The following is a 26,049-nucleotide window of genomic DNA, read 5'->3' on the forward strand; positions in this document are numbered from 1 at the left end:
CGCTGGTATTTATAATTATGAACTTTTTTTGAAGACAAACTAGCGCTCGTCTGAGACTTTCGCAAGAGGTCTATTGTACCGATAATATCAGGCCGAAAACAACCTAAAACCCTATCAGGGATTGAAACTGCCACATCGAATCACTCTACAGAAACTATGCTGAGGCCGAAAACAACCTAAAACCCTATCAGGGATTGAAACTAAATTTTGCATAAATTCAACGTTGTAAATATTATTTGCCGAAAACAACCTAAAACCCTATCAGGGATTGAAACCATAGCTTCAGCTATTATCGTGGGGTTTCCTACCGCCGAAAACAACCTAAAACCCTATCAGGGATTGAAACCTAAAACCCTATCAGGGATTGAAACTGATGTTGCTACGGAGTGAGTTGTCTCTGCTTGCGTCCAGGCCGAAAACAACCTAAAACCCTATCAGGGATTGAAACACGAGAGATCGGGACATCAACCGGACAAATCCGGGCCGAAGCCGAAAACAACCTAAAACCCTATCAGGGATTGAAACAAGAATGAATTTGGGCATGGGTAGTTCGCAGAAAAGCCGAAAACAACCTAAAACCCTATCAGGGATTGAAACCATTAAAGATGCAGTCTCAAAATTACCTTCCAAGCCGAAAACAACCTAAAACCCTATCAGGGATTGAAACTCGTTAGCGATCACATTCGACATCGGATCGAGGTCAAGCCGAAAACAACCTAAAACCCTATCAGGGATTGAAACCTGAATGGCTTTATGGGATTACTGAGCAATTGCAGCCGAAAACAACCTAAAACCCTATCAGGGATTGAAACATTTAATTAGACTTGAAAGCAAAATTGACACATGCCGAAAACAACCTAAAACCCTATCAGGGATTGAAACTTCGTACAGTAGCCGGATGTTGCGGTGGTTGATAGCCGAAAACAACCTAAAACCCTATCAGGGATTGAAACTTGCTATGGATTGGGGTATGAAAGCAGGGATGGCATTTGCCGAAAACAACCTAAAACCCTATCAGGGATTGAAACAGACACAAATACTTCTTTTGATGTTCCGGCTACTGCCGAAAACAACCTAAAACCCTATCAGGGATTGAAACTTCGGCGGTATTTCCATTCTTTCTAGCTCTCTCGCCGAAAACAACCTAAAACCCTATCAGGGATTGAAACGAGTACGATCGGGTAGAGGAATTTCCTCAAGAATGCAGGCCGAAAACAACCTAAAACCCTATCAGGGATTGAAACCACGCCTCCAGGGAGCTATCGAGGCTCTTTGACCGAGCCGAAAACAATTTAAAACCCTATCAGGGATTGAAACGTCAGCATGAAGCGGTTCTCGTTGAACCTGCGAGCCGAAAACAACCTAAAACCCTATCAGGGATTGAAACAGTTGAGAGAGCAAATTACATACTTGAGTAAAAGGGCCGAAAACAACCTAAAACCCTATCAGGGATTGAAACCTTCGGAAGTATTCAGCAGAGGAGGAAAGAGGGTATTCTTCTCCTGACTCCTGACTCCTGACTCTTTCTTCGCCGGAAACAAATTTACTTCCAACACTTGTCACAGCATAGGTAGTGGTCATGGATAATCTCACATTTGATAAAAGGGGTCGGATTCAGGAATTGATTCAAACAGCAGGGTGTAAACTATTATATTTACCGCCATACTCTCCAGAGTTTAACAAAATTCAACAAAGAAGAGTCTTGGCTAAAAAGTCAAATTCGTAAACAGCTTGATGAGTTTGATTGCTTGCATTTTGGCGACCCTTGGATGTCTTGCGCCTTGCGTCCTAACACGGGCAGTTGCTATATGTGATTTACCAGATTATTCAGTTGACAAAACCTCAAAATTATGACCACTCAAACAACTTCTCCACTCCTACTAAGTTCATTCAAAATCGGAGATTTACCCTTAAAAAATCGAGTAGTCATGGCACCTCTAACGAGAGCCAGAGCCGGTGAAGCGCGGATGCCCAACGCCTTGATGACAGAGTATTACACTCAACGAGCCTCCGCTGGTTTAATCATTACAGAAGCCACCGTGGTTTCTACTCAAGCTAATGGTTGGCTCAATACGCCCGGTATTTATTCAGACGAACAAGGCGAAGCTTGGAAACAAATTGTGACTGCGGTTCATGCCCACCAAACGCCGATTTTCATGCAGCTTTGGCACTGCGGGCGGGCTTCCCACAGCAGTTTTCATCAAAACAATCAATTGCCAGTTGCAGCCTCTGCCATCAAAATAAACGGAGAAGGTCTTCATACCCCTGTGGGCAAAGAACCCTACGAAACTCCCCGCGCTCTAGAAACCCATGAAATCTCCCTGGTTGTAGAAGATTATCGCAAGGCGGCAGAACGAGCAAAAATGGCAGGTTTTGACGGTGTAGAAATTCACGCGGCAAACGGCTATCTCATTGACACATTCCTGCAAACCCAAACCAATCACCGCACTGATTCCTATGGTGGCTCAGTTGAAAACCGTTACCGTTTTCTTAAGGAAATTGTCGAGGCGATTATCACAGTATTTCCGGCAAACAGAGTGGGAGTTAGACTTTCTCCCAACGGTAATTTTAATGATATGGGTTCTCCAGAATATCGAGAAGATTTTCTGTATTTCGCAGAGCAGTTAAATGCCTATGATTTAGCTTACCTTCACTTGGTGGACGGTCTAGCATTTGGCTTTCATGAATTGGGAACGCCGATGACGATAGCAGAGTTTCGCGATGTGTTTGCAGGGCCGCTCGTCGGCAACTGCGGATATACTCAAGAACAGGCTGAAACGGCCCTGAGCAGCAAACTTGCCGATTTAGTAGCTTTTGGTCGGGATTTTATCAGCAATCCTGACTTGGTAGAGCGTTTTACTAATGGTTGGCCACTCAATCCGCCTGCTGAAATGGGCGTCTGGTATTCTTTTGGCCCTGAAGGTTATATCGATTTCCCTACCTATCATGAACCTCAAGCTATTTCTTAGTTAAATTGGTTGGGGCGGGTTTATCAATAAATAGTGAGTATGTGCGTCATAGATAATGGTGAACTCGCCCTAAAAGATGTATGGTTAATTTCTCAAAATAGGAGTCGGATTTGGAGTCATATTTGATTTTTATCGCCAGTTGAAAGCGAGTATTTATTATTTGTAAAAACACTTCTTCTGCCTCCTGCCTCGCAGTATCAGCCCTCCTGCCCCCTGCCTCGCAGTCTCGGCCCTCCAATTTCTAGCTTGTCGGCAAAAGTGAGAGGCTCCCAGTTGAGATCGAGAACGTTTCCTCATATCCTAATAACCATAGGGTACTTCAAAACATCCAAGCTGCTAGCTCAGCGTTTGAGTGCCTGAAAAAAATCAATAGCGGAAGCGCTTTTAACAAGATGGCACAAAATCACAAATCCACGGTTATCATTACCGGCGCTTCCTCCGGCGTCGGTTTGTACGGCGCGAAAGCTCTCGCAGACAAGGGATGGCACGTAGTCATGGCCTGTCGGGACGTGCGGAAAGCCGGAGATGCCGCCCGAGAGTTGGGTATACCTGAAGGCAGTTTCTCCATCATGGAGATTGACTTGGGCGATTTGGAGAGCGTGCGCCGGTTTGCTCGCGCATTTAAGGCCAGCGGCAGGCCTCTGGACGCTTTGGTGTGCAACGCCGCCATTTATATGCCTTTGATTAAGGAACCGCTGCGGAGCCCGGAGGGTTATGAATTGACGATGACTACCAATCACTTGGGTCATTTCCTGCTGTGTAACCTGATGATGGAAAATATGAAGCCTTCCTATTATTCCGATGCCAGAATCGTGATTTTGGGAACTGTGACTCACAATCCAGACGAGTTGGGTGGGAAGATTCCGCCGCGCCCGGATTTAGGCAAGTTTGAGGGTTTTGAAGCGGGTTTCAAAGACCCGATTTCGATGGTTGATGGCAAGAAGTTTGAACCGGTCAAGGCTTACAAAGATAGCAAAGTTTGCAATGTGCTGACGATGCGGGAATTGCACCGCCGCTTTCACGAATCCACGGGGATTACTTTCACTTCGCTGTATCCGGGATGCGTGGCGGATACGCCATTGTTCCGCAACCACTATCCTTTGTTTCAGAAGCTGTTCCCGCTGTTTCAGAAGAATATCACCGGCGGTTATGTGTCGCAGGAGTTGGCGGGGGAAAGGCTGGCGATGGTGGTTGCTGATCCCGAATACAAGCAATCTGGGGCTTACTGGAGTTGGGGGAACCGTCAGAAAAAAGATGGTAAGTCTTTTGTGCAAAAGGTTTCTCCCCAGGCCCGCGATGATGAAAAAGGCGAGCGGATGTGGGAGTTGAGCGCTAAGTTGGTGGGATTGACTGACGGAGCTCAAATGGGTGCTGCGGCTAGTGCGGGCCGCTCTGCATAATTCAAAGTTACAAATCCCCTTGATCAGGCTTGGCGGTTGAAACGGCGTCTACGCACAGGATGTGGGTAGACGCGGACTCAATAAAGGGGGTATTAAAGTCGGATTTGGTATGATGCACCAAAATCAAAGAAACCGGGTTTTTTAGTGGCTCTGCAGGCTGTAACTCACATCTTGCACTATTCTTAAGAACAGGCAAGATGCCTGTTCCACAAGAAAATTTATCTCTTGTGGAACAGGCATCTTGCCTGTTCATAAAAAGATTATTGAGAAGGGTGCCATATCTCAGTTGTAGCGCGTCTTTTCGGACACAACCCGGTTTCTGGTTTACCCTGGCGTGCAGGAATGTTCTGGTCGCTGCGTTAGCATGAAAGCGTAGGTTTTGCAACAAAAAAAATTTGGTTTTTTTTACCGTTTACCATCGACTTACACGATATTTTTTCGGATAAGAACCCGGTTGAAGCGTAAGTCTTGGGAAATCAACAGCCGTCGATCGACCTTTTGGTTTGTAGCGTCGCCGAAACTGTTAGCTGCGACGGCTGTTTCGTTTTTTTGCTGTTAAGATTGATTTTTACTTGAGGGTGCTCTATTGCGGAAAATATTTTACCCAATTATTCGAGATAATTAGATTCTATGGCTTGTCGCTCGCAAAAACTATTTTTATTCGCTGGTATTTTTGGGTTAGTTTTGTTGGCAAAACCAGCGAAAACATCCGCTAGCACAGTTGAAATTTTGACCTCAAATGTTGAGGATTTGGCCGCAGTTAGCAGCAGAGGCGATCGAGCTTTCCTTCCCGATACCACTTTTGACAAACGCGAAGACTTGCCCGTAAAAGACGAGGAAACGCAGTTACCCGCTGAATCAGAACGATCGGCTTTGGCGACAACTTTACCCTTATCCCCACCTGCGGAAACTGCCGACTTAGAGTCGGAAGCGGCAAATTCAGCCGATCGCACATTCAGCACAAAAACTCAAGAAACCGAGCTTTTTAACTCAGATCAAAAGCTAGAAGAAAATATTGACCGACAAAAAATTGAATTGGGTATCGATCGACCCTCGCAACTCAGTCAACTGCCCAACCCAATTCTGCCGCGAGAACCCGAATTACCCGCTCCTGAGCCGCCACAACCGCCTGGGCCGTCTCCCCTCCAACCCACCCGACCAACACCCGTTGAAAGCGAAATTAGACCTGGGATTCTGGGTACAATTAAGGTCGCTGGCTTTGAATTTGAGGGCAACACAGCTTTTAGCGATCGCGAACTCGCAGAAGTTACGCAACAGTTTGCGGGGCGCGAAATCACCTTTGCGGAACTGATCGCAGCCGAAGCAGCCGTCACTCAAAAATATGTAGCGGCAGGATACATCAATTCCGGCGCTGTAATTCTCGCCAACCAAACCTTTCCGAGAGAAGGAGGTGTGGTGAAAATTCGGATTGTAGAAGGCGGATTAGATGAAATTGTGATTACTGGAAACAGGCGCTTAAATTCCAATTACGTGCGATCGCGCCTAGAACGCGCTACCAGACGGCCCCTCAATAGATCTCGGTTGCTGGAAGCCTTGCAACTGCTGCAACTCGACCCCTTAATTGGCAATATTTCCGCCGAATTGCAAGCCGGAAGCCGCCCGGAAAACAGCCGCTTAGAAGTACGGGTAAAAGAAGCAGACAGCTTTAGCGGTGAAGTGTTCGCAGACAACAATCGATCGCCCAGCGTCGGAAGTTTTCGGCGCGGTGTTCGCATCAATCAAGCAAATTTGCTCGGTTTGGGCGACGGATTAGAGGTATCTTATGCTAACACCGACGGCAGCAATGAATTTAACGGCAGCTACACCGTCCCCGTCAACGCGCGCAACGGCACGATTGGCTTCGCTGCGAGCGCTGCTAGCACCAACATTATCGAGGAACCGTTCGATCGTGCACAAATCGAGGGTAAATCGCGGACTTACGAGTTAACTTACCGCCAGCCGATTGTCGAAAAGCCCGATCGCACTTTGGCTTTGGGACTGAGTTTTTCGCGGCAAGAAAGCGATACATTCCTGTCGGGAAAAGAGTTTGCGCTTTCAGCGGGAGCAAATGAGCGTGGCGAAACCCGGGTTTCGGCTGTGCGCTTTTTTCAAGAATACGTGCAGCGGAGTTCCAGCCAAGTGTTCGCGGCGCGATCGCAATTCTCCCTCGGCACTAATCTGTTCGGCGCTACTGCAAACGATAGCGGCCCTGACAGTCGCTTTCTGGCGTGGCGCGGACAAGCCCAATACGTGCGGCTGCTAGCCCCAGAAACCTTGCTGATTGTGCGTTCTGACATTCAATTAGCCGATCGCCCCCTGCTTTCCCTCGAACAAATTGGGATCGGTGGCGTTCAAAGCGTGCGCGGATACCGCCAAGATTTGCTGTTAACCGATAGCGGTGCAATCGCCTCTGCTGAAGTGCGAATCCCGGTTTGGCGTGTCCCCGCAGTCCAAGGTTTGTTGCAAGTGGCTCCGTTTATCGATTTTGGGGTAGGGTGGAACCAGTCGGAGGAAAAGGCCAATCCTGAGTCGGATAAACTGCTGGGTGCGGGTTTAGGCCTAGTTTGGCAGATGGGCGATCGGTTGAATGTGCGTCTAGACTATGGTATTCCTTTGATCAATGCTCGATCGGGCGATCGTACTTTGCAGGAAAAAGGCCTATACTTTCGGATTAATTATTTTGCGTTTTAAATTGTAGGTTGGGTTGAGCGCGATCGAACCCTACGCTTCGCTTCGCCCAACACTTTCATCTTTAGCGGTGACGGTCAAATTTTATTAAGTGGCGGCCTCGATCGCACGATTAAGCTGTGGGATGTCGCAACCGGATGTTGTATTAGGACGTTGATGGGCGATCGGCTGTATGAAGGGATGAATCTTCGAGGGGCAACGGAATTGACAAACGCTCAAAAAGCTACATTGAAAGTGTTAGGGGATTTGATTTGAGTGAGACTATATTTGACAGCTTAAAGGTAGTTTATCCACTACTTTATCAATAATCCCATACGCCTTAGCTTCCTGGGCAGACATAAAAAAATCCTGAGCGGTATCGACTAGGATTCGCTCCAAGGGTTGACCAGTAAGATTTGCTAATAACTGATTGAGTTGTCTTTTCAAATGGATAATTTCTTTTGCCTGATTTTTAAGATCTCTGCCCTGCCCCTGAACACCCACAAAAGGTTGATGAATCATAATTCGCGAGTGATGTAAGGCAAAACGTTTTCCCTTTGTACCTCCAGCCAACAGTAGACTTCCCATAGAAGCCGACAGACCCATACCGACTGTTACAACATCGGAGCGAAGGGATTGCATAGTATCATATATAGCCATACCCGATGCTACTGAACCCCCAGGCGAATTTATGTATAGATAAATATCTTTTCCTGGTGCTTGAGAATCTAGGTAAAGCAATTGAGCTACAACCGTCCTTGCCAAATCATCATTTATAGGTTGACTAATGATTACAATCCTTTTCTTAAGTAGTCCCTCAATAGTTTTCTTATCCGAATTACAGATAGCTCTGTTTGTAGTAGAGGTATTTGGAGCCTGAGCTAGTTCTAAACTTATTTCACCCCGCTTTAAAATATCACCCATAGCTCTATCAGGATTGAAAACAATAACAATACCCGTAAAAATGGGAGAGGAAAATAAAAGAAAGTATCTAAAATGCTTCTTCTTAATTAAGCTGCTCATAGTGCAAAACCTTTTGAAATTATCAACGTTGAGTCCATCCCAGTCATTTTTTAGCCATAACAGTTGACTATTTTGTGTATTCTTGCAGTTTTTGGAATCTCTTGTGCCTGCTAATTCATTTGAATAATGCAGCCTAACGCCCAAGCTCACCCGCACCCGGAAGCGCCAGAGTGAGGCACCAACGACGGCGCTTCCGGGTGTCGGTGTGCAGCGCCTTGTTGTGCCGTTGTCTTTTGATAAGATGCGCTTAGCTGCCCTTGAGCAACAGCTTTCTATGAACCATTGAGGTCTTAATGTTGCCAGTCAACAACTTACCTAGTGAGATGGAGACTTGAAACTCATCCATCAAGAGTTGCCGGAAATCCTGAATTTGTACATCAACGAACGGATGCTGTAATGTGCAGATAAAATCGAACTCTTGCCCAAGTCTCAACACTCGCCCCGGAACAGTTTTGAATTTACCTAACAACAGGCCGTAGCGCATATACGGATAAATTCTGCGAATACGATTGGCCTTCTCTGAATAAACGATGACATCGTGTGTTGTGACATGAGTGTACTTCACCTCTACGACTATTCGGGGCACAATAGAGGTACGTGCCTCATTCACTTTCTCATAAATTAAGATGTCTTGCTCGAAAGCTTTTCCTTTGCCTCGAATCGGCTCCCCTGTATCTATATCAACGCCCATCTGAACGGCTCCACGCTCATCTATCGACAAGTCGTAGAACAAGCTCATTTTCCTTGCTACGTGAGCAGACGTGAGATTAAGGGACAAAATATCTACTAATGCGTCAGTAAAAATATCTTCTTCGCTCATAAAGTAATTGTACCTTCAAAATGCTCAGCGCGTTCTGTTGCAGGCGCGACGGCACAACTTATAATTGTATCGCGGTTGCGGTACAATACTGTATAGAGTCTAAAAGTACCGCCTATCGATGAGGTATCTCAACCCCTTCTTGCTCCCCATCAGAATCTCCTTTCCTCGATTTAGTTCGCCGCACGATTCGACTCAATTACTTAAGCCGTCGCACTGAAAAAAGCTATCTTTATTATAGTAGTGAAAAGTCAAATTGATGGGTGAAAGAGAGCCGATCGAACACTGGGGCGATCGCACTGATATAATCCAAATATATAATTCTGATGGAACCGGAAACGATATTATTTATCTAACAGGATTTAAGCTATGTCTCGCCTGTCTTCCGGCCTACTGTTTGTTTTCTTATTGCTATTTCCCTCGACAACCTTCGCCCAAATCATTCCCGATAATACCCTGGGCCCGGAAAGTTCGCGCACAGTTCCCGATACTATCAATAACATACCCTCAGATAGAATCACGGGCGGCGCCACTCGTGGCGTTAACCTCTTTCACAGCTTGCGCGAATTTAACATCCGTGAAGGGCGGGGAGCTTATTTTGACAATCCCAGGGGAATTACCAACATATTCACCCGCGTTACGGGCCCAAACTCCTCAAATATTTTAGGAACTCTGGGAGTTTTAGGCAACGGTAACTTATTTTTAATTAATCCGAAAGGAATTATATTCGGGCCGAATGCGCGGTTAGATTTGCGCGGTTCGTTTATCGGTTCCAGTGCTGACAGTATTGTGTTTAATAACGGCTTTGAATTCAGCAGCACCAACCCGCAAACATCCCCGCTGTTAACCGTTAATATTCCCGTTGGTTTAAGATTTAGAGACAATCACGGTGCAATTGTCAATCAATCGACGGCTATAGGAAAGGTAAACCTGCCAGCCTCTGCTGTGCCAATTTCGATTAGCGATAGAGTTGGTTTAGCAGTAGAACCCGGTCAAACTTTAGCACTGATTGGCGGCGACATCCAACTCCAAGGCGGCAATTTAACTGCCAGCGGCGGACAAATTTTACTCGGTAGCGTCGCCAGTCCGGGTTTAGTTAATTTTGCACTAACCCCTCCTGTTGCTCAGCAGGAGAATTTAGCTTTAAATTATGACAATATTCAAAATTTCGGCAATATTCAAATATCCGATGGAACACTTATCAACACCAGCGGAATTGGTGGTGGCAGAGTAGAGTTAAAAGGTGGAAATGTCGCCCTCAGCGGTGCGCGAATTTATGCGCTGACACTGGGAAATATTGATGGTAGAGGTATCGATATCAGCGCTCAAAAGTTGCGGGTGGAAAACGGAACGCAATTTTCTACCCTGACTCTAGGAGATGGTGCAGGAGGGCATATTAACTTCCGGGCTGCTGATTCAGTAGAAATGAGCGGGCTGGGAGTTGAAGGCTATCAACAGGTTGCAATTAAATATTTGGTATCGGGAACTACAGACCCGTTTGACCCGCTATTTGTGCTGTTGAATGCTAGTGCTGGCGCTGGTTCGGGGGGCGATATTACGATCGACACCGGCCGCCTGCTATTCAACAATGGCGTAGTAGGTAGCGGCATCACTTTTGGTGGTGGAAATGGCGGAAATTTAATCATTCGCGCCAATACTTTTGAGATGGTGGGTTCGGGAATTAACAACGGAACAGCTAAAGAAAGTAGTGGTGCGGGAGGAAGCATTAGTGTTGATGTCGCCAGATTAATTATGCGCGACGGTTCTCTTCTAGGTACCACAAGCTACAGCAGCGGCCCGTCGGGGAATATCAATATTAAAGCTGCTGAATCAATAGAATTGTCTAACACCGGCCCGCGAACAGTTGTGTCAACTGGAATCAGCACGCTGAGTATCGGTTCTAACGGAAGGGCGGGGAATATTAACGTTGATACGAAGCGGTTGACTCTTTCTGGAGGTTCTGCTTTTACTTTAGGAACGGGTGTTTTAGTGGGCAGGTTTTTGTTTTCTCAGGAGGGGGGACCGGCAGGAAATTTAACAGTTAGGGCTACTGAATCCGTAGAAATTTCAGGTATTTCCCAAGTTTTGACTAGCGGAATTCAGAATGCTAGCGCGCTGACTTCTGGAACTTTGAGCTCTAGTCGGGGTGGGGATATTCGGATTGATACGCCAAGCCTGACTGTGCGGGATGGGGGGATAGTTTCTACGAGTTCTTTGGGCTCTGGAGATGTGGGAAATATTACTGTTAATGCCGATCGCATTTCAGTCAGCGGCAGCGGAAATAACGGTTTGTTTGTCAGTACAATTGATGCTTCGGTGGGCAAGACATTCGGTACTAATCCCAATGCTACGGCAAATGCGGGTGCGTTGAATCTGAATGCGCGCGATCGACTAATTGTCAGAGATGGAGCTACAGTAACGGTGCAGGCTACGGGAACCGGACGCGCTGGTAATATCAATATTGTCGCAAATTCGATCGCTCTTGATAACAAAGCGATGATTGACGGCACGACTGTATCCGGTACTGGAGCAAATATTAACCTGCAAGCGCGAGATATCCAATTGCGCCGCAACAGCAGAATTACCACGGATGCAGGCACTTCTGACGGCGGCAATATCAACATCAACAGCGACATTCTTGTCGCCCTCCCGCAAGAAAACAGCGACATCACAGCCAACGCCCGCACAGCAGGCGGCGGCCGCGTCAATATCAATGTCCCCAATGTTTTTGGGTTTACAGCAGCGAGTCGCGAACAAGTCAGAAACAGGTTGGGGATCAGTGACGCCGAATTTGCAGCGTTGCAAGTAAGTCCTACTTCTCTAATTCCCAGCAGCGATATTGCGGCGATTTCCCAAAGTGGCGGCGCGGCTTTACAAGGGGCGGTAACATTTAGTTCTGTTGGAGTGAATCCCGTTCAAGGTTTAGTGGAACTGCCGCAAAATGTGGTCAATCCGGCTGCGTTAATTGCTGCAAATCCCTGCATCCAAGGGGCCGAGAACGAGTTTACTGTGACGGGGCGGGGGGGATTGCCACCAAGCCCTCACGAGGTTCTCAGCAGCGCAGAAGAACCGTTGCCGTGGGTGGAACCAGCGGTAGGTGGAAGTCAGCACATAGAAGGTCAAAGAGCATCCATAGAAGTTCGACCAACAGAAATTATGCCCGCTCAAGGTTGGGTAATGGACGATCGAGGACAAGTAACGCTGGTAGCCTATAATTCAGGTGGTGGTGCATCTATTCGCAGTCCGAAATCGACGGGTGTTTGCGTACCTCGATAGGTACTCTTCATGTTTTAGCTAATCCCTCGCTATTTTTATAATATTAAATTAACCCGATTTAAAAGATGCAGTGCCAATCTTATGCCCTATTTTTTGCATTCTTACTGCTGTTTCCTGTCCCGGCGATCGCCCAAATCATTCCCGATAATAGCTTGGGTGCAGAAAGTTCGCGCACAGTGCCCGATACGATTAATAACTTACCATCCGACAGAATAGAAGGCGGTGCAACTCGTGGCGTTAACCTATTTCACAGCTTGCGCGAATTTAACATCCGTGAAGGACGGGGAGCCTATTTTGCCAATCCCAGCGGAATCACCAACATCTTCACCCGCGTTACTGGTGGCAACCCTTCTAATATTTTAGGAACTCTGGGAGTTTTGGGAAACGGCAATTTATTCTTAATTAACCCCAAAGGAATTGTCTTCGGCTCCAATGCGCGGTTAGATTTGCGTGGTTCATTTTTAGCAAGTTCTGCTGATAGCGTAGTTTTCAATAATGGCTATCAATTCAGCAGCCGCAATCCCGAATCAGTACCGCTGTTAAATGTCAATATACCTATAGGTTTAAATTTTCGAGAAAATCCGGGTAAAATCATTAACTATTCAGCAGCGCCAGCCTTGAATTTACCCCAATTACCCGCTGGAATCCCGCCCATTTTCAATCACATGGGCGCTTCAGTTGCTCCCGGACAAACTATCGCCCTAGTAGGCGGAGATATTGAATTAAATCAGGGAACACTCACTGCATCAACCGGACAAATTTTGCTGGGTAGCGTCGCTAGTCCGGGGATGGTTGGATTGGGGTCAACGCCTTTTGGATTAAATTTAAACTATGACAAGATTTCCAACTTTGGTAATATTGAAATAATCAACGGCTCAGTGATCAACACCAGTGGAATCGGTGGCGGCAAAGTTGATATTCGAGGTGGAAATGTCAGCCTTAACGGTGGGCGAATTTATGCACTGACTTTGGGAAATATCGATGGCAGGGGCATCGACATTAACGCCCAAAATTTTCGAGTCCAAGGTGGGGCGCAACTATTCACTCTGACAGCAGGAAGTGGTGCAGCAGGCGCTGTCAACATCCGCGCTACCGACTCAGTAGAAATGAACGGAATTGGATTAGATAACTATAGAGTGTTTGGTGGTCAGTATACGTTATCTGGCTCTTTCGACCCTTTTGACCCACAACTTCTGCTGATAACTGGCACTAATAGCATGGGAGCCGCCGGAAACATCACGATCGACACGGGACGATTGCTGATGGACAATGGAAGCGCATTGACTACCACCACGTTAGGCGCTGGCAACGCCGGAAATATTACCATCCGTGCCGGGGTTTTAGATATGCTCGCTTCTGCAATCCACAGCGGCCCACTTTTGGGGAGTACCGGTAGGGGAGGAAATATCACCTTTGAGGGGAAACGTTTAACCGTAAGCGATGGTGCTAGTGTGATCAGCCTCACCCGCGGTGAAGGAGGAGCGGGGAATATCAACATTAAAGCTTCGGAATCAGTAGAAGTGCTGCGGACTCCCACTGGAAGTCCCGTAGCAAGTTTAATTGGCTCAACTGCCAGCGGTGTGAATGGGGAAGCTGGGGACATTAATATCGACACGAAGCGGTTGAGGATTTCTGACGGAGGCGGAATTAGTTTATCTAGCGGAGCAGTTGTGGGCAACCAACCGTTGAATACAACTGGGGGGCCCGGAGGTAATTTAACAGTTAGGGCCACTGAGTCAGTAACAGTCGAGGGTATTTCTGGAGTTTTGGCGAACGGCAGTCGGAATCCCAGTTTCATCTGCGCTGATGCCAATACTGCTAATCGGGGAGGGAGTATCAACATTTCTACACCTGTACTGACTCTCCGGGGTGGGGGAGTTATTAGCACTGCATCTTTAGGCAGCGGAGAAGCGGGAAGCATCACAATAAATGCGGGCCGTGTAGAAGTTATTGGGAATGGGGGTCAAGGTGAATTTAACAGTCAAATTCAGACTTCCGTTGGGATTGCCTCTGAGCTTATAGATCCTAATGCTACGGCTAACGGAGGTTCGTTGAATCTAAATGTCGGGGAATTGATTCTTCGCAATCAAGGAACACTCAATCTGCAAGCTTTGGGATCGGGACGGGCTGGTAACATTAACGTGAAAGCAGATTCAATTTCCCTTGACAACCAAAGCAGCATTGACGGAAGAACGGCATCCGGTCCCGGAGCAAATATTAACCTCGAAGCACGAGATATCCAGTTGCGCCGAGGGAGCAGAATTACAACTGATGCAAGTATTTCTGAGGGTGGCAACATCAACATTAAAAGCGATATTCTGGTGACTCTCCCCAACGAAAATAGTGATATTACTGCTAATGCGCGATCGGCTGCCGGTGGTCGGGTTAATATTAATGTCCCCAATGTTTTTGGGTTTACCTCAGTCAGTCGCGAACAGGTGCGAGCGACTTTGGGATTAACAGATGCTGAATTTGCAGCGTTGCAAGTAAGTCCGACTTCTCTAATTCCTACCAGCGATATTGCGGCGATTTCCCAAAGTAGGGGCCCGGCTTTGCAAGGTACTGTAACATTTAGTGCTTCTGGGGTGAATCCTGCTCAAGGTTTAGTGGAACTGCCGCAAAATGTGGTGAATCCGGCTGCGTTAATTGCTGCAAATCCCTGCACGCAAGGGGCCGATAGCGCATTTACCGCTACTGGGAAAGGAGGAGTGCCGCCGAGTCCTAATGATGTTCTCAGCAGCAATTCTAGCCAGTTTAATTGGGTGGAACCAGCGGTAGGTGGAAGTCAGCACCTAGAAGGTCAAAGAACATCCACAGAAATTCGACCAACAGAAATTATTCCCGCTCAAGGTTGGGTAATCGACGATCGAGGAAAAGTAACGCTGGTAGCCTATAATTCTGGTGGTGGTGCATCTCTTCGCAGTCCGAAACCGACCGGTGTTTGCGTACCTCAATAGGTAATCTTCAGGTTTTAGCTAGCCCGTCGCTATTTTCCTCATACTAAATTAACCAGACTTAAAAGATGCCCCGCCAATCTTCCGCCCTATTTTTTGCATTTTTACTGCTGTGTCCTTTCCCTGCGATCGCCCAAATCATCCCCGATAATAGCTTGGGTGCAGAAAGTTCGCGCACAGTTCCCGACAGGATTAATAATTTACCATCGGACAGAATAGAAGGCGGTGCAACTCGCGGAGCCAATTTATTTCACAGTTTACAACAATTTAACGTGGGTGAAGGCAGAGGAGCATATTTTGCCAATCCTAACGGAATTGCGAATATTTTTACCCGCGTTACGGGGGGCAATCCTTCTAATATTTTAGGGGTCTTGGGAGTCCAAGGAAATGCCAACTTATTTTTACTTAATCCCAAAGGAATTGTCTTTGGCCCCAACGCTCGGTTAGATTTGCGTGGTTCATTTGTCGGTTCAACGGGTAGCGGAATTATCTTTGATAATGGGTTTGAATTTAGTGCAGCTAATTCTAATGCAGTGCCATTGTTAGCGATTAATATTCCTGTGGGTTTAAGATTTAGAGAAAATCCCGGCACAATTGTCAACTCTTCCCAAACAAAGGCTCCTACATCAGCCTTACCGCCACTCCCCATAGAAATTCCGGCGTTTAAAAAACTCGGTTTAGCAGTAGACCCCGGTCAAACTTTAGCATTAATTGGCGGTGACATTCAACTCCAAGGAGGAAATTTAACAGCTTATACCGGACAAATTCTCCTCGGTAGTGTCAACAGTCCAGGTTTAGTGCAATTTGAACCAACAGCTTTAGGTCTGAATTTAAACTATCGCAATATTCAGAACTTCGGCAATATTGAAATGAACGGTGCATTTATAAATACTAGCGGATTAGGAGGTGGGAAAGTCGATATTCGAGGTGGAAATATTAATCTTAATGGTTCAGGAATTTATGGACTGACACTCGGAAATATAAATGGTAGAGGCATTGACATCAATTCCCAAAACTTACGAGTTGAGGGGGGGTCGCAAATTTTTGCCTCCACACTGGGAGAGGGGAGGGGAAGCGATATCAACATCCGCGCTACTGGCTCAGTAGAAATGATCGGGTTGGGAATTGAGGGCTATCAGCAGCTTACAGAAAATTTTCAGACATCTGGAACAGGCAACCCCTTTATTTCGCAAATCGTTCTGTTTACTAGCGCTCTTGGCAGTGGAGCAGCCGGAGATATTAACATTGAAGCCGGACGGCTGTTGATGAGCAATGGGGTAGTGGGCGGTGCCCCCACCTTTGGTGCTGGGGATGGCGGAAATCTGGCTATCCGCGCCAACACGGTCGAACTCGTCAGTTCAACGCTCTATAACGGAACAACCAACGAAAGCACTGGTCAAGGCGGAAACATCACTGTTGAAGCCCAACGGTTAATTCTGCGCGATGGCGGTGCGTTTGCCAGCTTCAGCCTTAGTGATGGAGCATCGGGGAATATCGCGATTAAAGCGAGTGAATCTGTGGAATTATCGGGTAGTCTTCCTGTAGGTCTAGGGCAAACTCGGCTCGGCACGAATACTTTTGATGGGAATGGAACAGGTGGGGATATTAGCATCGACACTAAGCGGCTGAGTGTTTCTAATGGAGCCACAATTAGTTTAACGACAGGTGCTATTTTTGGCGAAGTCGTGTTTTCTACAACTGGGGGGACGGGAGGAAATTTAACTGTGAGAGCCTCCGAGTCTATAGAAGTGAGCGGCGAGTCAAGATTTTTGGAGAATGCGGGCTATGTAGCAAGTTCTTTTGTTACTCAAACTGCAAGTTCTGGTAGAGGTGGAGATATCCGCCTGTCAACACCTAAACTAACTGTGCAGAATGGCGGGGTTATTTCTGCGGCTTCTTTGGGTATAGCAGATGCAGGAGATATTACAATTAATGCCGATCGCTTACAAGTGCAAGGTATTGGGAGTAACAGTGGGTTGAGGAGTGGAATTGAGGCCTCGGTTGGTAGGGCGTTTAATGCTGTAAATCCCACTGCTAGCGGAAATGCAGGCTCGTTGAATTTGAATGCTAATCAATTGATTCTTCGGGATAGTGCAGTTGTTAATGTTCAATCTTTAGGAACAGGTAGAGCTGGCAATATTAACGTTGTAGCTAACTCAATTTCCCTGGATAATAAAAGCATAATTGATGGCACGACTGTCTCTGGAACAGGGGCAAATATTAACCTGCAAGCGCAAGACATTCAGTTGCGACGCGGCAGTAGAATCACCACGGATGCAGGTATTTCTGAGGGCGGTAATATCAGAATTAATAGCGATATTTTGGTAGCTTTACCCCGAGAGAATAGTGATATTACAGCTAATGCTCGCACAGCTAGGGGCGGACAAGTTACGGTCAATGTACCAAATATCTTTGGTTTTACAAGCCTTAACCGCGACCAAGCCAGGAGTAGTTTAGGACTGACTGATGATCAATTTGCAGCGTTGCAAGTAAGTCCGACTTCTCTAATTCCTACCAGCGACATCGCCGCGATTTCCCAAAGTAGCGGCCCGGCTTTGCAAGGTACTGTAACATTTAGTTCTTCTGGAGTGAATCCGGCTCAAGGTTTAGTGGAACTGCCACAAAATGTGGTCGATTCGGCTGCTTTAATTGCAGCAAATCCCTGCACGCAAGAGGCCGAGAGCGCATTTACCGTCACTGGTAAAGGAGGAGTGCCACCGAGTCCTAATGATGCTCTCAGCACCGCTCCAGCGCCGTTTCCTTGGGTGGAAGAGGCAGGAAGAAATGCAACGAGCAATGTAGAGGATTTAACCGATGTAACCGATCGAGGGAAGAAGAAGGAAGAAGGGGCAATCCCCGATCGGGAAGTTGTTCCGGCGCAAGGTTGGGTGGTGAATGCGAAAGGAGAAGTTACGCTTGTTGGATATAATCCGGGTAATGCTGCTGACTCTCGCAATCCTCGGCAGAATTCTGGTTGTGCGCCGCGTTGAAATTAGGTTTTTTTTTGACCGCCGATGTAGGCGGATTAACGCGGATTAACGCAGATAAAGAATAATATCTATTTGGGTTAATTAGTATGTGTGTCTCCGGTTGTAATTTTATTTTCTAAATATGAAGTTTTCCCGATCGCTCCGGCAAGTAATTCTGTTATTTGTGATTTCCTGTCTGCTATCCGTTGCGATTCCTCCCGGAGTTGCTCAGATTAATCCACCACCAGCGGTGCAGCTTGTCCGACAAGCTCGAACTCTGTACCAAGAGGAACGTTTTTCGGAAGCTGTACCGCTATTGCAGCAAGCGGCGACCCAGTTTGAGGCAAAAGGCGAAAATCTCGATCGCGCCACAGCTTTGAGTAATTTAGCTGCAACCTACGGGCAGTTGGGGCTTTGGGAAGAAGCAGAAAAAGCTGTAAATTCGAGTTTGTCGGCTGTGCGAACACAAGCCAACACTCCCGAACAGCAGCGGATTTTGGCTGAAACTCTCAACATTCAAGGACAGTTGCAACTCGAACGGGGCCAGACTCAAGATGCGATCGAGGTTTGGACGCAAGCTGCTAAAATTTTCGAGCAAATTGATAGAAAAAACCAACTTTTTCAAGTTCAAATTAATCAAAGTCGGGCTTGGGAAATTCTCGGACTTTACCCCAGAGCTTGCAAAATGCTGTTAGCTTCTTTTAAGTTGGAAAACCAAACTTGCGAAGTTTCGGCAGCGGGTTTGGAAACTTTGAAAAATCAGCCTGTTTCTCTCGAACAAGTCCGGGCAATTCATGCTTTAGGGCGGGTATTGCGGGTTTTGGGACAACTGGAACGATCGCAGGATGTGCTTTCGGCGGGACTCGAAGCAGCCCAAAAATTAGGTTCCCGGCCAGAGGAGGCTGCAATTTATCTCAATCTGGGCAATACGGTACGGGCTAAAAGCAATAAACCGGGTTTGACACCAGAACAGCGGGGTGATTGGGAACGCTTTGCCCTAGAGTATTATGCTCGATCGATCCAGGCGATCCCGAATCGATCGCCTCTACAAATTCAAGCAAAGTTAAACCAATTGAGTTTGTTGGTCGATCGCCAAGATTGGTCTGAAGCAGAAGATTTGTGGCGTTCTCTCGAACCTCAAACAGATCAATTTGGCTCGAACCGCGCCGGACTTTACGCTCAAATTAATCTAGCTCAAAGCTTGATCAAATTAGCTCAGTCGCCTGCGAAAACTTTGAGTTTAAGCGAGATTGACACAATGCTTGATCGCTCTGTCGAAGGAGCAAACAGTTTGGGCGATAAACGCATACAAGCTTATATTCTGGCAGCAAAAGGCAAACTATCGGAAATCCAACAGCAGTATCAGAAAGCGGAAAATCTCACAACTGAGGCTTTGAGTTTAGCACCGGCGTTTCAATCTCCCGATATTGCTTACCAATTGTTTTGGCAACTTGGACGGATTCGGAAAGCTCAGGGAAATACAGAAGGGGCGATCGTTCAATATACTCAAGCTGTGAATGTACTGTCTTCTTTGCGGGGCGATTTGGTAACAGTCAATCCCGAAGTGCAATTTTCGTTTCGGGAAAGTGCCGAACCGGTTTATCGGGAATTAGTCGGGATGCTTTTGCAAGAGGAATCTCCCAGTCAAGCTAAATTGAAACTAGCGCGCCAAACGGTGGAATCTTTGCAACTGGCGGAATTGGACAACTTTTTTCGGGATGCTTGCGCTGATGCTAAACCAAAGTCTATCGAGGAAATTGATCCGACAGCGGCGGTGATTTATCCAATTATTTTGAGCGATCGTTTGGAGGTAATTTTGTCCATTCCCGGCAAACCCCTGCGCCGCTACGCTACGAAGAAGTCTCAAGCTGACCTGGAAACTGCCTTCAGACAAGCCAAAAATACCATCAGGCCTGCTTCTTTCCCCCGCGACAGGAGGCTACCCGTTGAACAGGTTTATGACTGGTTAATCCGCCCCGCAGAGGCGGATTTGACCGCTGCTGGGATTAAAACCCTGGTATTTGTGCTCGACGGTTATTTGCGAAATCTGCCGATGGCGGTGCTCCACGACGGTGAAAAGTTTTTGGTAGAAAAATACAGTATTGCTTTGGCGCCGGGATTGCAACTGCTAGCACCGAAACCGCTGAACAAAGTCAAGTTAAAAGTGCTCACCGCTGCTCTCTCCGAAGCGCGTCAAGGCTTCTCGGCTTTGCCGGGGGTGAAGGAGGAAGTTCAGCAAATTGCAGCCGAGATGCCGGCGAGTTCGCTGCTGAATGAAGATTTTGTCAGCGGGCGGTTGCACGATCGAATTAAATCTTTGTCTTACCCGATCGTCCATTTGGCAACTCACGGTCAGTTTAGCTCGAATGCAGCGGATACTTTTATTGTGACTTGGGATCAGAAAGTGAATGTTAAGGAGTTCGATCGACTGCTGCGAGCCCGCACTGGGGAGAGACAACAGCCGATCGAACTTTTGGTTTTGAGTGCTTGCGAAACTGCTTCGGGCGATAACCGCGCGGCTTTGGGTTTGGCGGGGGCCGCAATTCGATCGGGTGCGCGCAGCACCGCCGCCACCCTTTGGCAAGTCAACGACGAATCTACAGCTATCTTTATGACTGAGTTTTACAAGCAACTGGCTTCTGCTAAAACCAGCAAAGCTGAAGCCCTCCGCAACGCTCAATTAACTCTGTTGCAAAACCCAGAGTATCAGAATCCGTATTTCTGGGCACCTTTCGTGCTTGTGGGCAATTGGCAATAATTTAAGATCGGAAATGGGGAATTGGGCATCGGGCATCGGGCATCGGGCATTGGGCATGGGGCATTGGGCATTGGGCATGGGGCATTGGGCATTGGGCATCGGGCACGGGGCATTGGGCTGGCAGACAACAGTCAACAGTCAACAGTCAACAGTCAACAGACAACTGACTCAAATGCAGTTGGTTTTTTGTTAAAGTTTGTAAACTGTTAAGAGTGCTTTTTGCATCTAATATTTTTTCGAGGAGTCCCATGAAGCAACTTTTGATTGCTGAGCGCTTTTGCTTAATTGCCCACGTCTTGTCAATGGCTTTTGGATTGGCAGGGTTGCTGCTGATTTTACCCCGTCCCGAATTGGTGATGAGTTTGCCACCAGCAGGGCAAACGCTATTCCAGTGGGGGATGGCTGGGGGTGGAGTAGTTTATATCATCTTTGGTGCTGCAGCGGTTGCTCTCTATGCCTTGCGGACGTTGGGTTGGGGTGCAACTCTGGCTTTTTTAGTGCCTTCTGTGTTTTTGTCCTTGAGTAGCGAGTTGCTGGGAACGAGTACGGGTTTTCCCTTCGGCCACTACCATTATTTGAGCGGTTTGGGCTACAAAATTGCAGGGCTGGTTCCGTTTACCATTCCCCTCTCGTGGTTTTATCTGGGACTGGTTTCATACATAATTGCTCGCGCTGGAGTAGCTGGTGGTAAAGGTGATCTCAACTGGGTGCGCCAAATAGGGGCGATCGCCCTTGGTGCTTTGCTGCTAACAGCTTGGGATTTTGTACTAGATCCGGCGATGAGTCAAACTTCTGTGCCTTTTTGGGAGTTTGAGGAACTTGGGGCTTTCTTTGGGATGCCTTACCGCAATTTGGCTGGCTGGATGGGTACGGGGGCGCTATTTATGTCTGTAGCAGCTTTCTTGTGGAGAAAAACATCGATTAAATTAGAGCGATCGGAATTGGGTTTGCCCTTAATTGTTTATTTGGTAAACTTTGCTTTCGGAGCAATTATCACTGTAGTTTCCTTGGATTCTCGGTTCTGGTTCCCGACATCGCTAGCGGTGCTTCTGGGTGTAGTTCCGGCGATCGCGTTAAGCTGGATCGCTAAACCCGCAACAGGTGACGTAACCGAAACAATGCCGTCTTTGGATACATCTGTTATCACGGCTGAAATTCCACCTCAGCCCGTGGGCGTTTTGCGTAAGTAAGTTGCTAGTGAGCAACCCCGGCTGATTTAGCAAAAATTTACACTAAATTTTGAGCTAGTTTAAAAACCCGGTTTCTACAAGAAACCGGGTTTTTCAATGGCGATTTTTTCATTCCCAATTCCTGTAATATGTTTGAGGCAAAAATTTTATTAAATTTTTAAATTGACACCAACCGTAATTCCCAATTCTTCAATTGAAAATCTAAAATCTAAAATCTAAAATCTAAAATCCCATGATCGCCCCTCACCTGTTCTCCCAACCGCTGACAAGTATCATCCCTGTCGCACTCTTGCTGCTACAATTGCCCGCCGCAGCCCTTCTGATGTCGCGTCTGATTAAAGGCCCATCGCGCATCCCGCCCCTGGAACCCGATTCGCCGACGCTGGATTTTTTAGGTTCTTGTACGGCGGTAGTACCGACTTTGAACGAAGCCGATCGAATTTCGCCTTGTTTGGAAGGATTAAGCCGCCAAAGTTACGAGCTCCGAGAAGCGATCGTGGTTGACAGCTATTCGGTAGACGGAACCGGAGATTTAGTCAAAGCAGCAGCACAAAAAGACCCCCGGTTTCGCTTGATTAACGACGATCCGCTGCCGGCGGGTTGGGTAGGGCGTCCGTGGGCGCTGAATGCGGGTTTTTTGGCAAGTTCCGAGAAGTGCGAGTGGATTTTGGGGATAGATGCGGATACTGTGCCGCATCCCGGCTTGATTGCGAGTTTGCTGAAGACGGCGACGGCTGGAAATTACGATTTGATTTCGCTGTCGCCGCAGTTTATCCTCAAGTATCCGGGGGAGTTGTGGCTGCAACCTGCTTTGTTAATGACTTTGGTTTATCGGTTCGGGCCAACGGGGACTGGCGGGGATGTGCCGGAACGGGTGATGGCGAACGGTCAGTGTTTCTTGTGTAAGCGCGAGGTTTTGGTGGCATTAGGGGGCTATGAAGTCGCGAGGGGTTCTTTTTGCGATGATGTGACTCTGGCTCGCTATGCGGCTGCTAAGGGCTTTAAGGTGGGCTTTTTGGATGGGGCTAAGGTGTTGAAGGTGCGGATGTATGAGGGGGCGATCGAGACTTGGAATGAATGGGGTCGATCGCTGGATTTGAAAGATGCTGCTTCGGGCGGTCAAATCTGGGGCGATTTGTGGTTGTTGCTAGCGGTTCAAGGTTTGCCGGTGCCGATTGTGTTGTGCTATTTGCTGTTTGGTTCGCTGCCGCCGGTTGGTGCATTTCCGCACTTTTGGCTGTTGGGATTGAATGTATTTTTGGTTGCAGTGCGATCGGCTTTGTGTTTTGCGATCGCACCTTCTTACGATACAACTGGGGCATCGGGAAAATGGCTGTTTTGGCTGTCACCTTTTGCCGATCCGTTGGCGTTTTTGCGTATTCTAATTTCTGCTTTAAATCAGCCTACTCAGTGGCGCGGCCGAAAGTATGAATAATCATGGGAACGTGGGGCAAAAATAAGTCGCTTATTTTGTGGGATGGGCATCCTGCCCGTCCTGATGTCGCCCTAATTTTACTCAAAAATCGCCCCCTCTAAGCTTGTTTTTTTTAAGTCTGTTCTCGCTAAATTTGCACCTCTTAAGTCAGCACCTGTTAAGCAAACATTGCTTAAATCTGCATAACTCAAATCAGCACCTCTGAGATTAGCATCCGATAAATTTGCTCCTGATAAATTCGCCCTCACAAGTTGCGATTTACTCAAATTGCTGCCACTCAAGTTTGCGGATTGCATCTGTGTAGCCATTAAGTTGGCTTTGCTTAAATTAGTGCCACTGAAGTTAGCTAAATTCAATTTAGCATAACTCAAATCAATGTTTTCCAAGCAAACTTCGCTCAATTGCGCGCATCGCAAGTTAGCATTAATAAAAAACCTGTCTCCAATCGCATAACGGCGCATCAATTCGTCAACTTCCAGCCGAATTAAAACCGGTTCGCAAGTATTTTGGTAGCACCACGATGTCTCTAGCAAACTAGCGGCTGCTTCAATTGCTACCTTGTCGGATTTAGGGAGGACCAAACTATTGCACCCATCCCACTCACCGTTAAGCATGAATGCCATCTCAGAAGCTGCTGCACTTGAGTCGCATAGCAAAACGGTTTCTGGCTTGGGTTGCAGCCAGTTCATTAAGGCGATCGAGCTGTTGTTTTTCACTGTAGATTCAGGATTTGTGCGTCTTTCTTAATTATAGGTAAAAAGTTTGAAAACAGTATGCACAAATTCGCTGCGGCTTCAGAGAATGAATTAATTGTGTTTGGTGCAGCCAGACCAGGATACCGCGATACAGAAGTTGCTGGGTGGATTGAATTTATGCAGGGGCATAATATCAAGCAAGTTTGCTGCTTGCTTGCTCAGACCCAACTCATCCGCTACACTGACTTACTGGGAACATATAGGAACATCTTTGGGTGCGATCGAGTTTGCTGGGCACCGATTGCAGACTTTGAATTGGTCGATCGCGATATTTTAATCGATCGCATATTGCCATTTTTGCAATCTGCAAATAGTCAAGGCGAACGGGTGATAGTTCACTGTTCTGGGGGGATCGGACGTACAGGACAGGTTTTGGCTGCTTGGTTGGTCAGCGGGCGGGGATTATCTAACAAACAGGCGATCGCAGCAGTAAAAAAAACTGGCAGAAATCCCTATGAAGCAGCGATCGCAGCTTGTTTGAAAGGTCGAAACCCCTGGCTAGTCGTTGAAGAACTTAATGCTCTCTTAGATGATTGTCGCCTTGCTGGAAGAAATGAAATATAGCACGATAGCAACTATATATATAGCAATCCTAAATCATTTGTGAATTTCTTACTCCCTCCCCTTAGTAAGGGGAGGGTTGGGGTGGGGTAAAAAGTTTACGACACCTGCAAGGATTGCTATATGGGCCAATTGCGTAAGCTCTAAAAGATTTAAAAGACTCGGCGTCCTACGATCGAACTCAGGCATCGAATAAATGGCTGTTTTGGCTGTCACCGTTAGCCTATCCGCTGGCATTTTTGCGAATATTAGAAAACAAATAACGCACTTACAGCAGCGCCAGATCTTTGAAGCAACGGCGCGTTAACTCGATTCTTGCAGAGGCGTCATTATTGTTGCGGATGTCAATGTTTGTAGCAAAAAAGTAAACATCTTTATCCTTTTCTAAATAACCTACATACCAGCCAATTTGAGGCTTTGTTTGTTCTCCAAAATTTGCCCAGCCTGTTTTGGCTCTAATTGTGTAATCGGGAGTTTGTTCAACAATTATGATGTCTTTAACCAGAGACAGCGAGCGCTCAGAAAAGGGTAAGTCATTTTTGTAGAGACGGCGGAGAAATTGAATTTGCTCGTTGGGTGTGATTCGCAGTTGTCCCTCTAACCAGAATTTGTCAATATCGTCTTTGTTACCGATTTTTTGGTTGCCATAACCGACTTTAGCTACCCATTTTTGCATTTGCTCGTGTCCGACTCGGCGGGCGAGAACTTGGTAAAACCAAACGGCGGAAAGTTTCATGGCTTGTCTCATATTCAAGTCTCGATTCCAGGCGGGAATTTGCCTTTGAATTCCATCCCAAGTTAGAACGGCAATCTCATCTGAAATCACCCCTGTTTCTAAGGAAATTAGAGAGTTGAGAATCTTAAATGTAGATGCAGGTAAAAAAGCTGTGGCGTTACGCTGCGGGTTGTGTTGATAAAGCCGATCGCTATTCAAATCGTAAATCGCGATCGAGCCTTCAACCCCTAGTTCTTGAAAGTGCCGTCCAAAATTCATTGTCTGAGCAACATCTCCTCCGTGAGGCGGAGATTCTTGCACTGGAGGTGACACGGTTAAGGCTGATTGCGGTGGCTGAACTAAAACAGAAATAATGCAGCCTAATACAATTAAAACAACAGCGATCGCACGAGATATTCTGTTCATAAACTTCGATAATTTAACCAAATCACAGGCAGTAACATCACAGGCGCGATCGACTTGTAACTGTAGTTTAGACTAAAAAATCAGTGCAGCTAAAAGTAGCAGCCTTTTAGCAGAAGGCAAGCTGTTGCTCAAAA

The 26,049-nt window shown here is 47.0% G+C and carries 17 protein-coding genes and 1 CRISPR repeat array; of the genes, 13 read left to right on the forward strand and 4 right to left on the reverse strand.

Annotated features, from left to right (window positions below):
- The first annotated feature begins 91 nt into the window (after positions 1-91).
- Positions 92-1,459: a CRISPR direct-repeat array (repeat unit 37 nt; unit sequence GCCGAAAACAACCTAAAACCCTATCAGGGATTGAAAC).
- A gap of 120 nt (positions 1,460-1,579) precedes the next feature.
- The 5 genes from Q5691_RS23630 to Q5691_RS23650 all read left to right on the forward strand — a co-directional run bounded on the left by Q5691_RS23630 (position 1,580) and on the right by Q5691_RS23650 (position 7,312).
- A complete protein-coding gene (locus Q5691_RS23630) occupies positions 1,580-1,726 on the forward strand; it encodes a transposase (protein WP_445304780.1) in 147 nt (48 codons plus the stop codon).
- Between the two features lie 124 nt (positions 1,727-1,850).
- A complete protein-coding gene (locus tag Q5691_RS23635; protein WP_333310275.1) occupies positions 1,851-2,969 on the forward strand; it encodes an alkene reductase in 1,119 nt (372 codons plus the stop codon).
- 392 nt (positions 2,970-3,361) lie between these two features.
- Entirely contained in the window at positions 3,362-4,369 is a 1,008-nt protein-coding gene (locus Q5691_RS23640) for a protochlorophyllide reductase (RefSeq protein WP_333038163.1), read from the forward strand.
- A gap of 630 nt (positions 4,370-4,999) precedes the next feature.
- Positions 5,000-7,060 carry a ShlB/FhaC/HecB family hemolysin secretion/activation protein gene (locus Q5691_RS23645; RefSeq protein WP_333347414.1) on the forward strand — a complete coding sequence of 687 codons (2,061 nt, stop codon included), beginning with the start codon at positions 5,000-5,002 and terminating at the stop codon, positions 7,058-7,060.
- A gap of 57 nt (positions 7,061-7,117) precedes the next feature.
- Positions 7,118-7,312, forward strand: coding sequence for a hypothetical protein (locus Q5691_RS23650; RefSeq protein ID WP_333347431.1), 195 nt, complete (start codon positions 7,118-7,120; stop codon positions 7,310-7,312).
- 6 nt (positions 7,313-7,318) lie between these two features.
- Here Q5691_RS23650 and Q5691_RS23655 read toward each other — a convergent pair whose 3' ends face one another.
- Together Q5691_RS23655 and Q5691_RS23660 are read right to left on the reverse strand one after the other, a co-directional pair.
- Complete coding sequence (locus Q5691_RS23655) at positions 7,319-8,209, reverse strand: ATP-dependent Clp protease proteolytic subunit (RefSeq protein WP_445305845.1); 891 nt, start codon at positions 8,207-8,209, stop codon at positions 7,319-7,321.
- 97 nt (positions 8,210-8,306) lie between these two features.
- Complete coding sequence (locus Q5691_RS23660) at positions 8,307-8,879, reverse strand: hypothetical protein (RefSeq protein WP_333211516.1); 573 nt, start codon at positions 8,877-8,879, stop codon at positions 8,307-8,309.
- Between the two features lie 366 nt (positions 8,880-9,245).
- Here Q5691_RS23660 and Q5691_RS23665 point away from each other — a divergent pair, with 366 nt between their 5' ends.
- From Q5691_RS23665 to cruG, 7 genes are all read left to right on the forward strand, one after another.
- Positions 9,246-12,152, forward strand: a complete 2,907-nt coding sequence (locus tag Q5691_RS23665; RefSeq protein WP_333347417.1) for a two-partner secretion domain-containing protein — start codon at positions 9,246-9,248, stop codon at positions 12,150-12,152.
- Positions 12,153-12,217: 65 nt separating this feature from the next.
- Complete coding sequence (locus tag Q5691_RS23670; protein ID WP_333347419.1) at positions 12,218-15,109, forward strand: two-partner secretion domain-containing protein; 2,892 nt, start codon at positions 12,218-12,220, stop codon at positions 15,107-15,109.
- Between the two features lie 65 nt (positions 15,110-15,174).
- Positions 15,175-18,096, forward strand: a complete 2,922-nt coding sequence (locus Q5691_RS23675) for an S-layer family protein (protein ID WP_333347422.1) — start codon at positions 15,175-15,177, stop codon at positions 18,094-18,096.
- A 121-nt stretch (positions 18,097-18,217) separates the two neighbouring features.
- Entirely contained in the window at positions 18,218-20,833 is a 2,616-nt protein-coding gene (locus Q5691_RS23680; RefSeq protein ID WP_333347425.1) for a CHAT domain-containing protein, read from the forward strand.
- A 13-nt stretch (positions 20,834-20,846) separates the two neighbouring features.
- Entirely contained in the window at positions 20,847-21,026 is a 180-nt protein-coding gene (locus tag Q5691_RS23685; RefSeq protein ID WP_333310255.1) for a hypothetical protein, read from the forward strand.
- A gap of 55 nt (positions 21,027-21,081) precedes the next feature.
- Positions 21,082-22,023: a gamma-carotene 1'-hydroxylase CruF gene (cruF, locus tag Q5691_RS23690; RefSeq protein WP_333310253.1), complete on the forward strand. Its 942-nt coding sequence runs from the start codon at positions 21,082-21,084 to the stop codon at positions 22,021-22,023.
- 232 nt (positions 22,024-22,255) lie between these two features.
- The gene (gene cruG / locus Q5691_RS23695; protein ID WP_333347428.1) at positions 22,256-23,458 is read left to right on the forward strand and encodes a 2'-O-glycosyltransferase CruG; all 1,203 of its coding nucleotides are present in this window, start codon (positions 22,256-22,258) and stop codon (positions 23,456-23,458) included.
- Positions 23,459-23,535: 77 nt separating this feature from the next.
- Here the strand turns inward: cruG and Q5691_RS23700 are convergent, their stop codons facing one another.
- Positions 23,536-24,174 carry a pentapeptide repeat-containing protein gene (locus Q5691_RS23700; protein ID WP_333310249.1) on the reverse strand — a complete coding sequence of 213 codons (639 nt, stop codon included), beginning with the start codon at positions 24,172-24,174 and terminating at the stop codon, positions 23,536-23,538.
- A gap of 57 nt (positions 24,175-24,231) precedes the next feature.
- Here Q5691_RS23700 and Q5691_RS23705 point away from each other — a divergent pair, with 57 nt between their 5' ends.
- Complete coding sequence (locus Q5691_RS23705) at positions 24,232-24,777, forward strand: phosphatase domain-containing putative toxin (protein ID WP_333310247.1); 546 nt, start codon at positions 24,232-24,234, stop codon at positions 24,775-24,777.
- A gap of 265 nt (positions 24,778-25,042) precedes the next feature.
- Here Q5691_RS23705 and blaOXA read toward each other — a convergent pair whose 3' ends face one another.
- Positions 25,043-25,915, reverse strand: a complete 873-nt coding sequence (blaOXA, locus tag Q5691_RS23710) for a class D beta-lactamase (protein ID WP_333310245.1) — start codon at positions 25,913-25,915, stop codon at positions 25,043-25,045.
- Positions 25,916-26,049: the final 134 nt, after the last annotated feature.

This window comes from Microcoleus sp. w1-18aA5 (assembly GCF_036701705.1).
Taxonomy (GTDB): domain Bacteria; phylum Cyanobacteriota; class Cyanobacteriia; order Cyanobacteriales; family Microcoleaceae; genus Microcoleus.

What these genes read in the sequence shown, in the direction of transcription:
- Q5691_RS23630 (WP_445304780.1), top strand. Translation starts at nt 1,580, where the DNA reads ATGGATAATCTCACATTTGATAAAAGGGGTCGGATTCAGGAATTGATT.
- Q5691_RS23635 (WP_333310275.1), top strand. Translation starts at nt 1,851, where the DNA reads ATGACCACTCAAACAACTTCTCCACTCCTACTAAGTTCATTCAAAATC.
- Q5691_RS23640 (WP_333038163.1), top strand. Translation starts at nt 3,362, where the DNA reads ATGGCACAAAATCACAAATCCACGGTTATCATTACCGGCGCTTCCTCC.
- Q5691_RS23645 (WP_333347414.1), top strand. Translation starts at nt 5,000, where the DNA reads ATGGCTTGTCGCTCGCAAAAACTATTTTTATTCGCTGGTATTTTTGGG.
- Q5691_RS23660 (WP_333211516.1), bottom strand. Translation starts at nt 8,879, where the DNA reads ATGAGCGAAGAAGATATTTTTACTGACGCATTAGTAGATATTTTGTCC.
- Q5691_RS23665 (WP_333347417.1), top strand. Translation starts at nt 9,246, where the DNA reads ATGTCTCGCCTGTCTTCCGGCCTACTGTTTGTTTTCTTATTGCTATTT.
- Q5691_RS23670 (WP_333347419.1), top strand. Translation starts at nt 12,218, where the DNA reads ATGCAGTGCCAATCTTATGCCCTATTTTTTGCATTCTTACTGCTGTTT.
- Q5691_RS23675 (WP_333347422.1), top strand. Translation starts at nt 15,175, where the DNA reads ATGCCCCGCCAATCTTCCGCCCTATTTTTTGCATTTTTACTGCTGTGT.
- Q5691_RS23680 (WP_333347425.1), top strand. Translation starts at nt 18,218, where the DNA reads ATGAAGTTTTCCCGATCGCTCCGGCAAGTAATTCTGTTATTTGTGATT.
- Q5691_RS23685 (WP_333310255.1), top strand. Translation starts at nt 20,847, where the DNA reads ATGGGGAATTGGGCATCGGGCATCGGGCATCGGGCATTGGGCATGGGG.
- cruF (WP_333310253.1), top strand. Translation starts at nt 21,082, where the DNA reads ATGAAGCAACTTTTGATTGCTGAGCGCTTTTGCTTAATTGCCCACGTC.
- cruG (WP_333347428.1), top strand. Translation starts at nt 22,256, where the DNA reads ATGATCGCCCCTCACCTGTTCTCCCAACCGCTGACAAGTATCATCCCT.
- Q5691_RS23705 (WP_333310247.1), top strand. Translation starts at nt 24,232, where the DNA reads ATGCACAAATTCGCTGCGGCTTCAGAGAATGAATTAATTGTGTTTGGT.
- blaOXA (WP_333310245.1), bottom strand. Translation starts at nt 25,915, where the DNA reads ATGAACAGAATATCTCGTGCGATCGCTGTTGTTTTAATTGTATTAGGC.